Origin of the sequence: Haloterrigena salifodinae, assembly GCF_003977755.1 — an archaeon.
Lineage (GTDB): Archaea > Halobacteriota > Halobacteria > Halobacteriales > Natrialbaceae > Haloterrigena > Haloterrigena salifodinae.
In genome coordinates, this window is sequence record NZ_RQWN01000002.1 from 728,273 (window position 1) to 744,458 (window position 16,186).

The window sequence follows — 16,186 nt, forward strand, 5'->3', positions numbered from 1 at the left end:
AACATAAAAGTCCGAATATGTATCGCAGAACCGGACTCCGGGAGCGACTCGAATCGTCGCGTATGACGTTACTCCCCGAGGCGATAGCACGGACGCTGTTCGGTGCCTCGCCGACCGCACTGGAACGGGCCGTCGCCGCGATCACGGCTGCCGGTCTTGTCGCGCTGATTCCGCTGACGTGTGCGGCGATCGTCATCTGGGCCAAGCGCAAGGTAACGGCCGCGTTCACTGACCGGATCGCCCCGAACCGGCTCGGGCCGTTCGGAACGCTGATTATCGTCGCCGACGCCATCCGCCTGCTCTCGAAAGAACTGATCGTCCCGGAGGGCGCCGACCGCCCGGCGTACGACCTCGGACCGGTCCTCGTCGTCTTCTCGGCCGTCATCGGGTTCGCGGTCGTTCCGATGGGGTCGGTCGATGGCGTCACCGTCCAGTTGGCAGACCCCGAAACGGGGCTCGCGTACGTCTTCGCGGTCGCGTCGCTCGCCACGCTCGGGCTGGCGATGTGCGGCTACGCGTCGGCGAACAAGTACTCGATGCTCGGCGGCCTGCGCGTGGTCGCACAGAACATCGCTTACGAGATCCCGCTGGTCGTCACCGGGATGTCGGTCGTGATCTTCGCCGGCACGCTCCGGACGAGTGAGATCGTCGCTGCCCAGCAGACGACGCTCGTCGAACTCGGTGGGCTGGCGATCCCGTCGTGGTACGCGATCGTCAACCCCTTCGCGTTTGTCCTCTTCCTGCTCGCGAACCTCGCGGAAGTAGGGCGCAATCCCTTCGATACGCCGGAAGCGCCAACTGAACTCGTCGCCGGCTACCAGACAGAGTACTCCTCGGTCTACTTCGTGCTCGTCTATATGGGTGAGTTCGTGCACGTCTTCCTGGGCGGTGCGCTCGTCGCGACGATCTTCCTCGGCGGACCGGCCGGTCCGCTCCTCCCTGGATTCGTCTGGTTCCTCGTCAAGATCTGGGCTGTGTTCCTGTTCACGCAGTGGGCCCGCTCCGCGCTGCCGCGGGTCCGGATCGACCAACTCATCGAGATTGGCTGGAAGGGACTGCTCGTCCTCTCGTTCGCCAACCTACTGCTCACGGCCATCGTCGTCGGTCTCCTGGCCCCCTGAAGACGGGTGTTGGGAAGGGAGAATACCGAGCCGACGCCGCGAGGAATCAGCGGTGTCCGTGTCTCGAGACGATCGCTCCGAACTGAGCGTCGCTCGCGGCTCGTTTCGGCTCGGAGCCGCCGTTCCCCGGCCGTCGTAGTCGGGCTTGTTTCGCCCGACCGAGCGTCGAAACCGTCCGTGCGGAACGATACCACTAACAACGCCCACCTCGATAGCTCGCGCATGGACTTCTCACTCTCACCCGAACAGGAGCAGATCCGCGACATGGTGTCGGAGTTCGTCGACGAGGAGGTCGTCCCGATCGCCGACGAGATCGACCACGACGACGAGTTCCCCGCGGACCTCGTGAGCGAGATGGCCGAGCTGGGGCTGATGGGGATGCCGTTCCCCGAGAAATACGGCGGTGCCGGGCTCGATTATCACTCCTACGCGATCGGCCTCGAGGAAATTTCCCGCGGTTCGGGCGGCCTCGGCACGATCGTCGCCGCCCACACGTCGCTGGCTGGAAACATGCTCTACGAGTTCGGCGACGAGTCCCAGAAGGAGGAGTACCTGACGCCGCTGGCGGAGGGTCGAGATATCGGCGCGTTCGCGCTTTCGGAAGCGGGCGCGGGCAGCGACGTGCCGGCGATGGACACCGTCGCCGAGAAGGACGGCGACGAGTACGTCATCAACGGCGGCAAGCTCTGGATCTCGAACGGCTCCGTCGCCGACACGGTCACCCTCTTCGCGAAGACCGATCCCGAGGCGGGCAACAAGGGAATCTCCTCCTTTATCGTCCGGCCCGAGGAGGACGACGGCTTCATCGTCGAGGGCACAGAGGAGAAACTCGGCGACAAGGGGTGTCCGACCGCCGAACTCCGGTTCGACGACCTCCGGATTCCGGAATCGCGACGGCTCGGCGAGGAGGGCGAGGGCTTCGTCCACGCGCTGAAGACGCTCAATGGCGGTCGGATCACCATCGCCGCCCGCGGGGTCGGCATCGCCCGCGCGGCCTTCGAGGAGGCCCGCGACTACGCCAACGAGCGCGAGCAGTTCGGCCAGCCTATCGGCGAGTTCCAGTCGATCAAGCACAAGCTGGCCGATATGGACACCAAGATCCAGGCCGCCAAGATGCTCATGCACAAAGCCGCGGACAAGAAGATCCGCAGCGAGAACTACATCAAAGACGCCTCCCAGGCCAAACTGTACGCCTCAGAGGTGAGTCGCGAGGTCGCCAACGAGGGGATCCAGATCCACGGCGGCTACGGCTACACCAAGGACTTCGCCGCCCAGCGGTTCTACCGCGACGCCAAGCTCAACGAGATCTACGAGGGCACCAGCGAGGTGCTGCGGAACACGATCGGCGACCAACTGCTTGAGGAGTAAGACGACCAGCGATCGCCGATCGAGTACCTCCCGTCCGGCCGTCTGCTCGGACGCCTCCCGTCAGTAGAGCGGGCGACTTTCGTCGGCGCCGTCGGTCGAGCGGGGGACGGAGAGCGTCGCGGCGACGTGAGCCAGACCGAACAGCGCGACGGTGATCGCCGCGAGAAGCAGTCCGGAAACCGGGAGCAAACCGGACGCAGAGGCCGCCAGCAGGCCGACGCCCGCGCCGATCGCCCCGACGTAGTACTCGCTGTTCGAACGCACAACTGATCCGTGAGGGGCGCCGTCGGTCGACCGGTCGTCGCCGGCGGTAGCGTTCGCTGCGTCGAGATACGGGCGAAAGATCTCGAGTCGATCGGTCGGGTGAACGATGCCGCGGGGTTTGTCGTACTCGATGATCCCCTCCTTGTCCAGTTTCGGCAGATGGCTCTGGTACAGCGGGATGTAGACGCGCTGGCGCTGGGTCGAGGTTAGGTTTTCGACGGTCGTCTCGTTTTCTTTCGCCGCGACGAGTTCGGCGATGTCGCGCATCTTGACGGAGTCCGTTTCCGTTCTGTCCAGCAGATAGGCGATCACGTCTCGTCTGCGATTCGTCTGGAGGATGTGGAAGATCTCGTCCTGAGAGAGTTCGCGCGGCTCGTCGGATCGTGAATCCCCGGAGGACTCTATCGAAGGGCGGGATCGACGTCCTACGTTTCGCACCATTCAGTAATTGAGAAGGAATTTGACCAAACATAAACCTTCCCTACCGATTTGTGCAATTATTCATACACTGGTCCGCAGTTGAATCTAGTATGTTGCCGATCGTCCGCGATTACTAACAGATTCGCGACCGACGTCTCGGCGTCGGAGGCGTTCGTTAGCGGTATTGTTCAAAATTCGGCCGTTCGGACTTGTCTCCTCTCAAGAGTCTATGTTTCGCCGAATAGGAGTTAAATCTAGACTGGATTTCATATCCAAAATTATCTTATTTCGGAGTGTTGTTGGTTAAATGACAATACCAGGTAGCGTTGTCTAAATGTTATTACTGGGACGATATATTCCACGCTATTTCTCCGATGACTCCGCCGACGGTCGCGGTCAGCGAGGGGACGACGTCGACTCACAACGAACTGCGTCGTAGAGAAAAACAAGACGAGCGCAACGCCGACCGCAGCCACCCGGTTTCGGCCGTCAGTGACAGACATCCGTCGACGAGTCGGCGTCGAACGAGGCGACCGTACGGGCTACTCGCTCGAGTCGTTGCCCCCGAGACAGTCCCGAACCCACTCGTAGTGGTTTCGGACCCGCCGCTCGCCGGCCTCGGTGAGCGCGTAAACGTCGTACAGCCCTTCGGTGTGTTTCTCGACGAAGCCCGCGTCCTCGAGTGCCGACAGCGAGCCGTAGAACGACTTCGGCTCGAGGTGCTCGTCGTAGTGGGACTCGAGGCGCGACTTCAGCTGCTGGCTGCGCAGTTCGCCGTCCTCGGAACCGGCTAGTAGGAAACAGATGTCGCGGCGGCGCCCGCTCCGGAGCCACTTGCTCATACTCGTCTTCGATCGACCGAACGCTCGAGCGTTACGGTTCCGGTCGCGGCCGTCAATTGATCCGACCGAGGACGAAGACGCGATAACACTCCCGAATCCCCGCCCACGCGAGTCCGCCGGCGACCGCGGCGGCGAGTCCCGCGGCGGTTCCGAACTCGAGGAGGACCGCCCCCGCTCCGGAGGCGAGTTCGTGACGGAAGAGGAACCACCGGGTTCCGGGCTCTCCGATCACGACGGTCCCCGAGCCGATGGCCAGCGAGACGAACACCGTCGCGACGAGCGCGGTCGCGAGCAGCGCCAGCGTCCCGACGGCGCCGACGACGATCCGCGAGAGGAATCGCATTCCCGGTCGGCGGCCGTCCTCGGCGGGCGTGGACCTCGAGCCGTAGATCCCGAACCCCTGCGCGTCGCCGTCGGGAAGCGGACCGACGCGGACGTCCGCGGGATACTGCAGGAGAACGCCGGCCATCCGGAGGTCGCCGATCGATCCCGCGGCGTTGGCCGCCAGCGGAACGATCACCAGCGGCGAGGGGCGGACGACCATCGCCGCCAGCCCGACGGCTGTGATGCCGACGAACGGCGCCAGCAGGGCGACAAGCAACTGGTTGCGCGCGTAGCTCGTCCCGTCGGTCTTCGCGTAGGCGTACGGGAGGACGAAGTACGCGACGTCGACCCCGTAGCCGACGTCGCCTCCGTAGCGGGCCATGAAGACGCCGTGGAGCAGTTCGTGGGGGACGACGATCAGCGCGACGAGGCCCGCCGAGGCAACGAGCCAGGGCAGCGCGTCCGGCGGCGCGAACACCGGTACGACGATCGGCTCGAGCGAGGTGCCGAGAATCGCCGCGCGGACGTGGCCGAACAGGTAGGCGAAGCCGAAAAAGCCGACCGCGGAGACGACGACCCACTGAACGGCGACCGACCGCGTGCGTCGGAACGTCGCGATCAGGCGCGGGGACTCGCGAGGCTCCGTCCGGTTCACGACCGGAGTCTCTCGTGGGACCGAAAAATCGGTACCGATTCCCGCGCTCGAGCGATTCGACCCGCTTCGGGCGCGCCGACTGCGAAGGAAACCGATAACTTCCCGGTCCTCGACCCGCGAGTGGCCGACATGAGCGACGAGACTGACGACCGAACCGCCGCGGAACAGGGGATCAGGGCGACGTACACGGAGACCGAGTCGGAACGCCGCCTCGCGTTCGAGGTCACCGACGACGCCGCGGCGGCCCGCCCGGGTGCGACCGCCGCGATCGCACAGAACACCGAGGGCTACGCCATGCTGAAGGTGCGACCGACGGCCGACGGCGACGAACTCGAGCGCTACTACGGGTTCGACATGGCCTTAGACCACGCCGCGGAGTTGCTCGGCGTCGCCCCCCACGATCTGCCGGTGCCCGCGGCGGCCGACGACATGGGGATGTGACCACGCCGGGCGCCGTCTCCCCGTCGTGCCGGCGCTCCGCGAGTCGATCCGCCGGTCGACGCGAACGTGGTCAGAGGACGATCGCGTAGACGAACAGCAGCCCGAAGTAGCCGAGCACCACCGTGCCCAGCGCGAACAGCCGGGCCCGTCGCACCGTCGGCCGTTCTTCAAGGTAGGCCCGCTCGAACGCGGCCCGTTCGCGGTCGGAGAGCCGATCCGGGTGGTCGTAGCCTCGGTGGAGCGCCTCGAGGCGCCGCTCGCGAAACGCCCGGTCGCAGTAGGGACACTGCGCGGCCGGCTCGTCGCCCCGGAGGTCGATCTCCGCGTGGCTCGCGGCTCCGCCGTCGGTATCGGCGGTCGACCGCGATCGGTCGGTCGGGTACACACCGTCCCCTACGCGACCGTCACGTATTGATCTCTGCCTTTGTTTCAGCGACCGCGACTCGAAGGCGATCAGGCGGCGTCCGCCCGCAATCGTCTTCCCGAGAAGCGGGACGAAGCGGGAACGATAAATACGCGGAGTCGAACGGTGTAGACGAGAATAGCCGTGGCAACCGAATCAGCGTCGTTTCCCCGTCCGATCGGCACTCGACAGCGCTTCTCCGCACTACTGACAGCGACCGCGCTGGGGGTCTACCTCTTGTTGATCGTCGGCGCGACGACCTCGTTGACGAACGCGACCGCGGCGTGTTCGACCTGGCCGACCTGTCACGCACCCGTCGATCCGCTGAGTCAGACCCAACTCCTCGTCGCGTGGGGCCACCGGATCGCGGCCGTCATCGTCGGCCTGCTCGTCGCCGCGACGGCCGTCACCGCTGTCCTCGGTGACGTCTCGCGGCGCGTCACGGCGGCGATCGTCCTCGGCGCCGCCCTCTACGTGGTACAGGTCGGTGTCGGCGCCGCGACGGCGATGTCCGGCCCCGCGGCGATCGTCCCCGGCCTCCACCTCTCGCTCGGCCTCGTGATCTTCGGGACGGTCGTCCTCGCGCTCGCCTGGGATCTCGAACTCGCCACCGGCAGCGACGACGACATGATCGATCCCGAACCGCTCGAGGAGGGCGCGGTCAGCGAGGGTGCGGCCGGCGGCGACCGCACCCTTCCCGAGGGCGGGCTCGCTCGAGCCCGGCTCACCGCGTTCGCGTACTTCAAGATGATGAAACCGCGGCTGATGTGGCTGCTCTGTCTGGTCGCCGCCGCGGGGATGGCGCTGGCCGCCGGCCCGTCGCTCGACCGCTACACCATTCTGGCGACGCTCGGCGGCGGCGTCCTCGCCATCGGCGCTTCGGGAACCTTCAACCACGTCCTGGAACGCGACGTCGACCGGAAGATGTCCCGCACGTCGGACCGCCCGCTGGCGACCGACCTGATTCCCGTTCGCAACGCCTTGGCCTTCGGCGGGCTGTTGACCGTCGCCTCGCTGAGCGTCTTCCTGACGATCAACCGGCTGGCGGCCGCACTCGGCCTCGCGGCGATCATCTTCTACAGCGTCGTCTACACCCTCGTCCTCAAGCCCAACACCGTCCAGAACACGGTCATCGGCGGGGCTGCGGGTGCGCTCCCAGCGCTGATCGGCTGGGCCGCGGTCACTAACGAGATCGGGCTTCCGGGGCTGGCGCTCGCGGGCGTGATCTTCCTCTGGACGCCGGCGCATTTCTACAACCTCGCGCTGGCCTACAAGGACGACTACGCCCGCGGCGGCTTCCCGATGATGCCTGTCGTCCGCGGCGAGACCGAGACGCGAAAGCAGATCATCTACTACCTCGCGGCGACGCTCGTGAGCACGGTCGCACTGGCCTGGATCGCCAACCTCGGCGCGCTCTATGCGGCGACGGTCGTCGTCTTCGGCGGGATCTTCCTCTGGACCGCCGTCAGGCTCCACTTCGAGCAGACCGAGGCCGCGGCGTTCCGCTCGTTCCACGCTTCGAACGCCTTCCTCGGGGCCGTCCTCGTCGCGGTGCTGGTCGACGCACTCGTCCTGACCGGCTCGCTGTTCTGAGTCGCCGATTCGCTCCATTCTCTTTACTCCAGCCAGTCTGTGAACCGATCGACCGCTCCACGGTAGCAGCGACTCCTTCGGACTGATCGCGGAAACGGTACCAGTTCTCACGCCGGCGCCGAATCGAAACCGGACTCGAGCGCGTCGATCGCCTCGTCATCGCCCGCCACCAGAAGGCTGTCGTCGGCCTCGAACCGGAACTCGAGCGGCACGTCCGTGACGATCTCGCCGTCGCGCTCGACGGCAACGAGGATGCAGTCGCTCTCCGGGATCGTCGTCTCGCCGAGGGTCCGGCCCGCGAACCGCCCGGACTCGAAGCGGACGACCGTCAGCTGACGGTCGTAGGAGAGGATCTCCTCGCGGAGGACGTCCAGCGCGAGCAGTCGACCGCTGATGTCGGGGAGGGTGAGCACGTAGTCGGCGCCTGCCCGCCGCAGCTTCCGCTCGCTGTCGGCGTCGTTGGCACGGACGACGACGTCGAGGTCGTCCGCGAGTTCGCGCGCGACGAGCGCCGACAGGATGGCCTCGTCGTCGCTGCCGACCGCGACGACGAATGCCGTCGCCGTCTGGAGGTCGGCTCGCTCGAGGACATCCTCGTCGGTCGCGTCGCCGACGACGTCGACACCCGGCAGTTCCTCACGGTCGATAACGGTACAGGCGACGCCGGCCGCACGGAGGCGCTCGCTGATCGTCGAGCCGACCTCGCCGTGACCTGCGACGACCACCCTCGGGTGGGACGTCCGGGCGGGTGCAGTGTGGCTCTCGAGTTCCTTCAGCGTCGACTCGTCACCGGCGACGAGCAATACGGTGTGTTCGTCGATCTCGAGGTCCGGTGACGGCTCGCTGACGAACGCGCCTCCCTTCCAAAGGCCGACGAGGATCACGTCCGTCGCCTCGAGAACACCGAGCTCGGCGAGGGTCTTTCCGCAGACGGTGCTCTCCTCGAAGACCGAGAGTTCGACGAGAGAGACGCCGTCGCCGAGGCTCGTCACGTCGCTGACGCGCGGATCGATCTCGGCCCGGACCCGTTCGGCGATCCGACGACCGAGCAGGTGTCGCGGCGTGACGACGGTGTCGGCGCCCGCGTAGCGGAGCGGGCGCTCGAGCGACCGGTCGCTACAGAGGGCGACGACGCGAACGTCCGCGGTCCGCTCTCTGACGGCGAGGACGGCGCTTGCGGCCGCCTCGTCGGCGGTGTCGATCACGACCGCGGCCGCGTCGTCGACGTTGGCTCGCTCTAAGTCCTCGACCGCAGTGGGATCGCCCCGAATCACGGACGTTCCCGCCTCGTCGAGGGCCAGCGCCTCCGACTCGTCCTCGACGACCACGAGGTGATCGACGCCCCGGCTCTCGAACTCGTCGACGAGGCGCTCGCTGCGCGAGGAGTAGCCACAGACGAGGACGTGGTCCGCCAGTTCCGTGGTGCGCGGCGCCGTCGGGGAGAACGACTCCTCGAGGATCGGCTGGAAGACGTAGGGGACGACGATGAAGAGGACGAGGAACGTCCCGAGGTCCATCGCCATCACGAAGAGGTTCCCCAGCGGGGACCCCCACGGCGAGTCGGAGCCGTAGCCGGTCCCCGTGAACGTCTCGATGACGACCTGCGTCGAGTGGAAGTAGCTCTGCGAGCGGCCCTCGACGGCGACCATGACGTAGTGGTACAACAGCGACGTCAGGACGATGAGGGCCAGTACGCCGCCAATCGTCTTCGCGGCGCGCCGTTGCCAGCGTTCCATACGTCACCATTCGCCGGCCGGATCAAGAAGCTGTGACGACCGAAACAGTCTCCGTAGCGAACGTGCGCGATACCCACACACGTGCGGACGATAGCCTCCGGTCTCAGTCGTCGGCCCCGCGGGCCGCGTCGATCCGCTCGAACTGCTCGTCGCTGAGGTCGACCTCGACCGCGCCGACGTTCTCCTCGAGTTGCTCGGGCGTTCGTGCGCCGACGATCGGGACGCAGGTGAAGCGATCCTGATCCATCAGCCAGCGCAGCGAAACTTGGGCCGGAGAGGCGTCGACTTCGTCGGCGACGGACTCGACGGCCTCGAGGACGTCCCAGGCCTGCTCGGTCGCGTAGTAGTCGTCGAACATCTCGTCTAAGCTGCCGCGAGAGCCGTCGGGCGCCTCGACGGAACCGTCCTCGGCGCGGTCGTACTTGCCGGTCAGGAAGCCGCCCGAAAGCGGCGAGTAGGGGCAGACGGCCAGATCCTGATCGGCGCAGACGTCGAGGTAGTCGCCGACCTCGTCGTACTGGGCCGCGTTGACCATCGGCTGGGTGACGTCGAATCGCTCGAGGCCCTCGACGTCGCTGGTCCACAGCGCCTTCGTCAGCTTCCAGGCGGCCATCGAGGAGGCGCCGAGGTAGCGGACTTTCCCCTCGCGGACGAGCTCCGTGAGCGTCTGCATGGTCTCCCGGATCGGCGTGTCCTCGTCCCAGCGGTGGATGTAGTAGACGTCGAGGTAGTCCGTGCCGAGTCGCTCCAGGGTGCCCTCGATCTGGGCGCGGATGTGCTTGCGCCCGAGACCGGAGTCGTTCGGTCCGGGTTCACCCCGGCCGTCGAAGGGGAAGTAGACCTTCGAGGCGATGACGACGTCCTCGCGGTGGATGTCGCGGTCCGCGAGCCACTCGCCGATCCACTCCTCGCTGGTGCCGTTGGGATCGCCGTAGACGTTCGCGGTGTCGATGAAGTTGATGCCCTGCTCCCATGCCGCGTCGAGCAGGTCGTGAGCTTCCTCACGGTCGGTTTCGACGGTGCCGCCGCTCTCCTTCGCGAAGCGCCAGGTACCGAAACACAGTCTTGAAACGGTCGTACCCGTGTTACCGAGGGTCGTGTACTCCATGCGCGGCGGTTTCGGCGCGAACGGCAAAACGGATGCGGAACCGGCGAACCGCGAGCGGTTCAATCGCCGCTGTCCACACCCGGGACGGCCGCGATCCATTTGCAGGAGCCTACGCTGTTTCGCGTGTGTTCGGGACGAACAGCCGGGTGAACAGTCCCGGATTCGGTTCGTACCGCAGGCGAAGGAGGGCCAGATCAACGGCGAGTTTCGCTCCGAGGAGCAAAAGGAAAAACCCCCAGCCGACGACGCCACGTCCAATATCAAATACTATCGTTCCGGCATAGACAGGGACCAACAGTAGCAACACGACGAACCAGACGCCGGCGATGCGAATCGGCAGTTCCGCTAGCATCGCCGCGGAGTATTGATCGACGAGTCGCCGAGAGAGGAAGTCGCGACCGAGTACGGACAGCTGGATCACCGAGGCGATCGCGGCGGTCACGAGTCCCTCGAGCGTGTACGATATCGCGATGTACCCAACGATCGATTCCACAGCGGGTCGCCCCTCGATCACGACCCCAGTGTTCGGAAAATCCAAAAACGCACGCGAGAGCAGAAACCAGATGATCGCGACGAGAGGGACGCTAGCAGGGATATACCGCGCGTTTCGGTACCGAAGCGGCGGCAGCGATCGAATTGGTCTGAAAGATTCACCGGGTACAGGGAGTGGTACCGGCCCGGGATACGATCCACCACCTTTTTCCTCAGGTTTGGAGTCTCGCTGTCCGAACAACGCGACGACGTAGTATCCGAGAAGCGTTACGCCGATTTCGACCCAGTAGACGAACAGCGCTTGAAACGGCCGCCAGCCGAAGCCGATCAGCCCCGCGATCGGCAGAGCGTTCACAACAAAGAGTAGCAGTGTTTCTATTCGACGGCCCGTCTTCGATCCGGACATTCTTATAAATAAAAATATATTTACACCCATTAAAAATTCCCGCAAATCGATAGCAAGTGCGATAGGTTGTGCCCCCTCCGACGGCTGACCGCGGTGCTACCAGCGGTGGTGGACGTGCTCCGCGACGTACTCCTCGTAGACGTCCCGAGCCGCGCCGTGGGCCTGATTCGACAGCGCGTCAAGGTCTGAGACCGCGGCGTTCGAACGGACGTGGTCCGGCGAGGTCGTGCCGGGGATGACCGTCGAGACCGCCTCGTGGTCGAGGATCCAGCGGAGCGTGAACTCGGCCGTCGAGCGGTCCTCGGGAACGTGGGGCTCGAGCGCTTCGAGGGCGTCGTGGCCCGTTTCGTAGGGGACACCCGCGAACGTCTCGCCGACGTCGAAGGCCTCGCCCTCGCGGTTGAAGTTGCGGTGGTCGTCCTCGGCGAACTCCTGGTCGCGCTCGAGCGCGCCGGTCAGCAGGCCCGACGCGTAGGGGACGCGGACGATGACGCCGATATCGTTTCGCTTTGCCTGCTCGAAGAACAGCTCGTTCGGGCGCTGGCGGAACAGGTTGAAGATGATCTGGACCGTCTCGACGACGTCGTACTCGATCGCCTTCAGGGCTTCCTCGACCGTCTCGACACTGACGCCCGCGTGGGCGATCTCGCCCTCCGATTTGAGCCGCTCGAGGGCGTCGAACGTTTCGGGCTGGTAGTAGGCCTCGGTCGGTGGACAGTGCAGTTGTAGGAGGTCCAGCGTCTCCTCGTTTATGTACTCCTGGCTCCGAGCAACGAACTCGGAGATGTTCTCGTAGTCGTACCGATCCGCCTCGTGGGGATCGAGTCGCCGGCCGGCCTTCGTCGCGACGAAGACGTCGTCGTGGGCGTCGCGTTCGTCCAAGACGTGGCCGATGTGTCGCTCGCTGCGGCCGTCGCCGTAGACGTCCGCCGTGTCGATGAAGTCGACGTCCGCCTCGAGGGCGGCGCGAACGACCTCGCGGCCGGTTTCGTCGTCGACGTCGCCCCAACTGCCGCCGATGTTCCAGGTGCCGAGGCCGACCTCAGAAACGTCGTAGCCGGTCGAACCGAGCCGTCGATGGTTCATGTGTGTTCGATGCGGATAGTCTCGGGTATGCCTTGCCTTCGGGGCAATCCGGACAGTTCGATCCCGCGACCCCGCGGGATGGCGCGACGGACCGTCGCTCTCAGAACGGTCCGCCGTGGACGAGCCCTTCCATGACCGTTCGTTCGGCCCGCCGGAGCAACTCCCCCGCCGTCCCGCTCGAGCAGTCCAGTCGATCCGCAACGTCCTCGAGGGACCCGTCCCGGGTCGTGTGGTAGTAGCCGCAGTCGACGGCCGCGGAAACGGCTTCGAACTGGCGCTGGGTCAAATCAGCCCGCGTGTCGATTCGCCCGGCACGGTACGTCCCGACCGAACGGACGTCGACGCGCGCCGTATCGGCCACGTCGTCGACCGCCGTCTGGATCGCTTCGTCGGGACCGACCGCCGTCAGTCGTATCGTCCCGTCGTCGCGGAACGCTACCGGCGGGATGATGATCAGCCCCGGTTGTTCGACCGCGTCCACGAACGTTCGGTCGGCCCCCGTCAGCGACTCCCGCACGTACAGGTAGAAGGAATCGTCGCGACACGGTGCGAGCTCGTAGTCGAGCACCGTGGGGGCGTCCTCGAGGGCGGGCTCGTAGGGGACTCGCGGACCGTCGATGTAGAACAGCATCGCGTACTCGTCGCCGTACTGGTGGCCGTAGAGCAATCTCGATGCAGTATACCCCTCGTGTTCAACGATGAACTGGTGCATCGGATGCTGCTCGGCCGTCGGTCGCTGCAGGGTCACCTCGAGATAGCGCATTTCGCTGCTCGAGATACGTCCGCTGGTGCCTACAAAGCTACCGTCTCGACGGACCGCCGGACGGCGGATCGAACGCCGCCACGGGGTGTTATAAACACCCCTCATAGGTGCGGATCAAGTCGAACGATCGTTCCGGACAATGCTCCGCGTGTCATGACGACTCCACGTATGCGGCCGACTCGTGACGCGGAGTGGCCGGACGTTCGAACCGAGGGGAGCGACCTGATCCGGTCGGCCGGCGTCGCGGGCGCGGGCGGCGCCGGCTTTCCGTCCTACGCGAAGTGGACGAACCTCGACGCGGTCGATTCCCTCCTGGTGAACCACCAGGAGAGCGAACCGAACTACTGCATCGACAAGTGGCTCGGAAAGACCCGCGCGGAGACGTTCGCCACGCTGTTCGACGCGCTGCTCGACCAGGCGTTCGATCTGATCGTCGTCAGCGCGAAGTGGAAGGATCGCGACGAGTACGTTCGGGCCCTCGAGGCCGAGACTGCCGACACGGTGATCCGGCCGGATGAACTCCCCCTCGACAGGGACGCGGAATCGGGCGTCGTGTTCGCCTACACGGAGAACGAGTACCAGTACGGGATGGAGAGCGTCCTGCTCAAGACCGTCGACGGGACGGTTATCGGAACCGATCTGCCGACCGATCACGGCTGGCTCGTCCAGAACACCGAAACCCTGTCCAATATCTCTCGGGCGTTCACCGACGGTGAGCCAGTGACCCACAAGTACGTCCACGTCAGCGGCGACGTGCCGCGGGATCGATTCCTCGAGGTTCCGATCGGCACGCCCGCGAGCGAACTCCTGTGCGCGGCCGACTGTCCGCCCGACGCGCTCCCCGCAGACGCGGTGATCGCCGACGGCGGGCCGGGCTGGTGTTTCCCGGTTGATTCGGCACTCGACGAGTACGGCGTCCGCAAGCACACGAACTGCCTGCTCGTCCTCGACGAGGAAACCGTCGCGGAAAACACGTACGGCGAGGGCCGAATCGACGTGCTCGAGGCGGACGAGTGGAGCGACCGGGAGGCTGAAACCGAGCCGACCGCGACGATCGAGCCGTCCTACGTCCGGGTTCCGCTCGCGACGAACCCGGAGCCGGACGTCGTGAACCCCGCCGAACCGGTCGTCGAGGTCGGCGATCGCGTCGACGTCGGCGACCGGATCGCGAGCCCCAGTTCCGACGGGATCAGTATCCCCCAACACGCGTCTATCGCCGGCGAGGTGACGGTGGTGTCCGAGTCTAGTATCGAGATCGAACCCCACTCGAGCGCGTAGCGGGCCGCTGCGGTCCCCACTCTAGACCTCTATCCGCTGTCGCCCGCGCTCCGAAACGGCAGCGAGATGTCCTCCTCGCGGAACTCGATCGGCTTCTCCCGTTCGTTCCCGGTCCGGCGGACGGAGATGCGATCGTCGCCGGTATCGAGCGTGAACTCCTCCTCGCGGTATTCAACGGATGATACGGTCCGAGTTGGGAAGTTACATAGGGACGCAACGGGCACGGTTCCCCAATGAAGGACTGGTGGCGTCGAATCGGCCTCTCGCTGGGCGCCGTTTTCGCTCTCGTTCTCGTTTACGCGAAACTCTACCAGTTCGGAATGGCCGCCTTCGAGGGAGACCAGAAAACGTACGTCGGCTCTGTGCAGACCGTGGTCGAAACGCTAACCACGGTGGGCTTCGGCGGCGACGCGCCGTGGGATAGCACCGTGATGAACCTCTTCGTGATCGGCATGATCCTCACGGGCGTTTCCCTCGTCTTCCTCGCCCTGCCGCTGCTCGTCGTCCCGCTCTTTCAGGAGGCCCTCGAGGACCGTCCGCCGGAGTCGACCGGCCTCACCGACCACGTCGTCATCTGCGGCTATTCGCCGCGATCGGACGTGCTCGCAGACGAACTCGAGGCGGCAAACATCCCGTACGTCTTCGTCGACGACGACCCCGAACTCGTCGTCGACCTCACGAACGACGGGACCGAGGCAATCTACGGCGAACTCGACCAGGAGGAGACGCTCCGCGCGGCCAACGCCGGCGAGGCGCGGTCGCTCGTCACCGACGTCGACGACGAGACCAACGCGGTCGTGATCCTCACCGCCCGGGAGTTCTCGAGCGACCTCACGATCGTCAGCGTGGTCGAGGACGAGGACGTCGCGAGCTACCACCGCTACGCCGGCGCCGACGAGACCGTCCGCCCGCGGCGGGTGCTCGGCCAGAGCCTCGCGACGAAGGCGACGACGACGCTGTCTGCCGAACTTCGAGACACGATCGAACTCAGCGAGGACCTCTCGGTAACTGAACTGCTCGTCCAGGACGACAGCGACCTTGTCGGCCGGACGGTTGCGGAGTCGGGGATCCGGGACCGGATGGGGATCACCGTCATCGGCGCGTGGTTCAACGGCGAGTTCGTTCCCGTTCCGGGTCCCGACCACCGGATCGACGGCAACACGATCCTGCTTGTCGCGGGCCGGCGAGACGACCTCACGGAACTGAAAGCGCGGACGGTCTCGACGCTCGAGCACCGGCCCGAAAACGTGATCGTCGGCGGTTACGGCGTCGTCGGCCGGACCGCGGTGGAGACGCTGGCGGGCAACGGCGTCTCGACCACCGTCGTCGACCTCGCGGACCAACCCGGCGTGGATATCACCGGCAGCATCACCGACGAGGACGTCCTCGAGACCGCCGGCGCGGACGAGGCCCGCTCGGTCCTGCTGACCGTCAACGACGACGCGACGACGATCTACGCGACGCTGGTTCTCAAACAGGTCACTCCGGATATCGAGATCATTGCGCGGGCCAACGAGACGGAGAACATCCCGAAACTCTACCGCGCCGGCGCGGAGTACGTCCTCTCGCTGTCGACGGTGACCGGTCGGATGCTCGCCTCCGTGCTGATCGAGGACGAGGAGATCCTCACGCCCGAGACGCAGTTCGAACTCGTCCGGACGACCACGCCCCAGATCGCCGGGAAGAGCCTCGGGGAGGTCGACCTGCGGGCGCGGACCGGCTGTACCGTCGTCGCCGTCGAGCGCGACGGCGAACTGTTGACCGACCTCGGCCCGGAGTTCGTCGTCAACACGGACGACGTGTTGATCGTCGCCGGCGACGACGAGGCGATCAACCGGTTCGTCGCACTGGCCTGCTGAGTCCGCTTCGAACGCACTGATACGCCG

The 16,186-nt window shown here is 65.8% G+C and carries 16 protein-coding genes; 6 read left to right on the top strand and 10 right to left on the bottom strand.

What is annotated here, in order from left to right:
- Nucleotides 1-62 precede the first annotated feature (62 nt).
- Both EH209_RS12225 and EH209_RS12230 read left to right on the top strand, forming a co-directional pair.
- Nucleotides 63-1,121, top strand: a complete 1,059-nt coding sequence (locus tag EH209_RS12225) for a complex I subunit 1/NuoH family protein (RefSeq protein WP_211338353.1) — start codon at nucleotides 63-65, stop codon at nucleotides 1,119-1,121.
- Nucleotides 1,122-1,343: 222 nt separating this feature from the next.
- Nucleotides 1,344-2,489, top strand: a complete 1,146-nt coding sequence (locus EH209_RS12230) for an acyl-CoA dehydrogenase (protein ID WP_126663158.1) — start codon at nucleotides 1,344-1,346, stop codon at nucleotides 2,487-2,489.
- A gap of 60 nt (nucleotides 2,490-2,549) precedes the next feature.
- On the opposite strand, the gene EH209_RS12235 is transcribed toward EH209_RS12230, so the two are convergent.
- From EH209_RS12235 to EH209_RS12245, 3 genes are all read right to left on the bottom strand, one after another.
- A complete protein-coding gene (locus EH209_RS12235; protein ID WP_126663159.1) occupies nucleotides 2,550-3,194 on the bottom strand; it encodes a DUF7344 domain-containing protein in 645 nt (214 codons plus the stop codon).
- A 521-nt stretch (nucleotides 3,195-3,715) separates the two neighbouring features.
- Nucleotides 3,716-4,015 carry a PadR family transcriptional regulator gene (locus EH209_RS12240; protein WP_126663160.1) on the bottom strand — a complete coding sequence of 100 codons (300 nt, stop codon included), beginning with the start codon at nucleotides 4,013-4,015 and terminating at the stop codon, nucleotides 3,716-3,718.
- A gap of 52 nt (nucleotides 4,016-4,067) precedes the next feature.
- Complete coding sequence (locus tag EH209_RS12245) at nucleotides 4,068-4,994, bottom strand: DUF3267 domain-containing protein (RefSeq protein ID WP_126663161.1); 927 nt, start codon at nucleotides 4,992-4,994, stop codon at nucleotides 4,068-4,070.
- Between the two features lie 129 nt (nucleotides 4,995-5,123).
- Here EH209_RS12245 and EH209_RS12250 point away from each other — a divergent pair, with 129 nt between their 5' ends.
- A complete protein-coding gene (locus tag EH209_RS12250; RefSeq protein ID WP_126663162.1) occupies nucleotides 5,124-5,435 on the top strand; it encodes a DUF7111 family protein in 312 nt (103 codons plus the stop codon).
- A 70-nt stretch (nucleotides 5,436-5,505) separates the two neighbouring features.
- On the opposite strand, the gene EH209_RS12255 is transcribed toward EH209_RS12250, so the two are convergent.
- Nucleotides 5,506-5,820: a DUF7410 domain-containing protein gene (locus EH209_RS12255; protein WP_211338354.1), complete on the bottom strand. Its 315-nt coding sequence runs from the start codon at nucleotides 5,818-5,820 to the stop codon at nucleotides 5,506-5,508.
- A gap of 162 nt (nucleotides 5,821-5,982) precedes the next feature.
- Between EH209_RS12255 and EH209_RS12260 the strand changes: the two genes are divergently transcribed.
- Nucleotides 5,983-7,431 carry a heme o synthase gene (locus EH209_RS12260; protein ID WP_126663163.1) on the top strand — a complete coding sequence of 483 codons (1,449 nt, stop codon included), beginning with the start codon at nucleotides 5,983-5,985 and terminating at the stop codon, nucleotides 7,429-7,431.
- Between the two features lie 107 nt (nucleotides 7,432-7,538).
- Here the strand turns inward: EH209_RS12260 and EH209_RS12265 are convergent, their stop codons facing one another.
- From EH209_RS12265 to EH209_RS12285, 5 genes are all read right to left on the bottom strand, one after another.
- On the bottom strand, nucleotides 7,539-9,167 hold the full coding sequence (locus EH209_RS12265; protein WP_126663164.1) for a potassium channel family protein: 1,629 nt from the start codon (nucleotides 9,165-9,167) through the stop codon (nucleotides 7,539-7,541).
- 103 nt (nucleotides 9,168-9,270) lie between these two features.
- Nucleotides 9,271-10,275: an aldo/keto reductase gene (locus tag EH209_RS12270; RefSeq protein WP_126663165.1), complete on the bottom strand. Its 1,005-nt coding sequence runs from the start codon at nucleotides 10,273-10,275 to the stop codon at nucleotides 9,271-9,273.
- Nucleotides 10,276-10,384: 109 nt separating this feature from the next.
- On the bottom strand, nucleotides 10,385-11,203 hold the full coding sequence (locus EH209_RS12275; RefSeq protein WP_126663166.1) for a DUF6498-containing protein: 819 nt from the start codon (nucleotides 11,201-11,203) through the stop codon (nucleotides 10,385-10,387).
- Between the two features lie 66 nt (nucleotides 11,204-11,269).
- The gene (locus EH209_RS12280) at nucleotides 11,270-12,259 is read right to left on the bottom strand and encodes an aldo/keto reductase (RefSeq protein WP_126663167.1); all 990 of its coding nucleotides are present in this window, start codon (nucleotides 12,257-12,259) and stop codon (nucleotides 11,270-11,272) included.
- Between the two features lie 100 nt (nucleotides 12,260-12,359).
- On the bottom strand, nucleotides 12,360-13,022 hold the full coding sequence (locus EH209_RS12285; RefSeq protein ID WP_126663168.1) for a helix-turn-helix domain-containing protein: 663 nt from the start codon (nucleotides 13,020-13,022) through the stop codon (nucleotides 12,360-12,362).
- A 168-nt stretch (nucleotides 13,023-13,190) separates the two neighbouring features.
- Here EH209_RS12285 and EH209_RS12290 point away from each other — a divergent pair, with 168 nt between their 5' ends.
- Nucleotides 13,191-14,300 (top strand): NADH dehydrogenase subunit, encoded by a 1,110-nt coding sequence (locus tag EH209_RS12290; RefSeq protein ID WP_126663169.1) that lies wholly within the window; start codon nucleotides 13,191-13,193, stop codon nucleotides 14,298-14,300.
- A gap of 29 nt (nucleotides 14,301-14,329) precedes the next feature.
- Here EH209_RS12290 and EH209_RS12295 read toward each other — a convergent pair whose 3' ends face one another.
- Nucleotides 14,330-14,524, bottom strand: a complete 195-nt coding sequence (locus EH209_RS12295) for a hypothetical protein (RefSeq protein ID WP_126663170.1) — start codon at nucleotides 14,522-14,524, stop codon at nucleotides 14,330-14,332.
- A 9-nt stretch (nucleotides 14,525-14,533) separates the two neighbouring features.
- Here EH209_RS12295 and EH209_RS12300 point away from each other — a divergent pair, with 9 nt between their 5' ends.
- A complete protein-coding gene (locus EH209_RS12300) occupies nucleotides 14,534-16,159 on the top strand; it encodes a potassium channel family protein (RefSeq protein WP_126663171.1) in 1,626 nt (541 codons plus the stop codon).
- The last annotated feature ends 27 nt before the right edge of the window (nucleotides 16,160-16,186 follow it).

Excerpts from the sequence above, each read along its gene's own strand:
- EH209_RS12225 (WP_211338353.1), top strand. The coding sequence starts at position 63 with ATGACGTTACTCCCCGAGGCGATAGCACGGACGCTGTTCGGTGCCTCG.
- EH209_RS12230 (WP_126663158.1), top strand. The coding sequence starts at position 1,344 with ATGGACTTCTCACTCTCACCCGAACAGGAGCAGATCCGCGACATGGTG.
- EH209_RS12235 (WP_126663159.1), bottom strand. The coding sequence starts at position 3,194 with ATGGTGCGAAACGTAGGACGTCGATCCCGCCCTTCGATAGAGTCCTCC.
- EH209_RS12240 (WP_126663160.1), bottom strand. The coding sequence starts at position 4,015 with ATGAGCAAGTGGCTCCGGAGCGGGCGCCGCCGCGACATCTGTTTCCTA.
- EH209_RS12250 (WP_126663162.1), top strand. The coding sequence starts at position 5,124 with ATGAGCGACGAGACTGACGACCGAACCGCCGCGGAACAGGGGATCAGG.
- EH209_RS12265 (WP_126663164.1), bottom strand. The coding sequence starts at position 9,167 with ATGGAACGCTGGCAACGGCGCGCCGCGAAGACGATTGGCGGCGTACTG.
- EH209_RS12270 (WP_126663165.1), bottom strand. The coding sequence starts at position 10,275 with ATGGAGTACACGACCCTCGGTAACACGGGTACGACCGTTTCAAGACTG.
- EH209_RS12275 (WP_126663166.1), bottom strand. The coding sequence starts at position 11,203 with ATGGGTGTAAATATATTTTTATTTATAAGAATGTCCGGATCGAAGACG.
- EH209_RS12280 (WP_126663167.1), bottom strand. The coding sequence starts at position 12,259 with ATGAACCATCGACGGCTCGGTTCGACCGGCTACGACGTTTCTGAGGTC.
- EH209_RS12285 (WP_126663168.1), bottom strand. The coding sequence starts at position 13,022 with ATGCGCTATCTCGAGGTGACCCTGCAGCGACCGACGGCCGAGCAGCAT.
- EH209_RS12290 (WP_126663169.1), top strand. The coding sequence starts at position 13,191 with ATGCGGCCGACTCGTGACGCGGAGTGGCCGGACGTTCGAACCGAGGGG.
- EH209_RS12300 (WP_126663171.1), top strand. The coding sequence starts at position 14,534 with ATGAAGGACTGGTGGCGTCGAATCGGCCTCTCGCTGGGCGCCGTTTTC.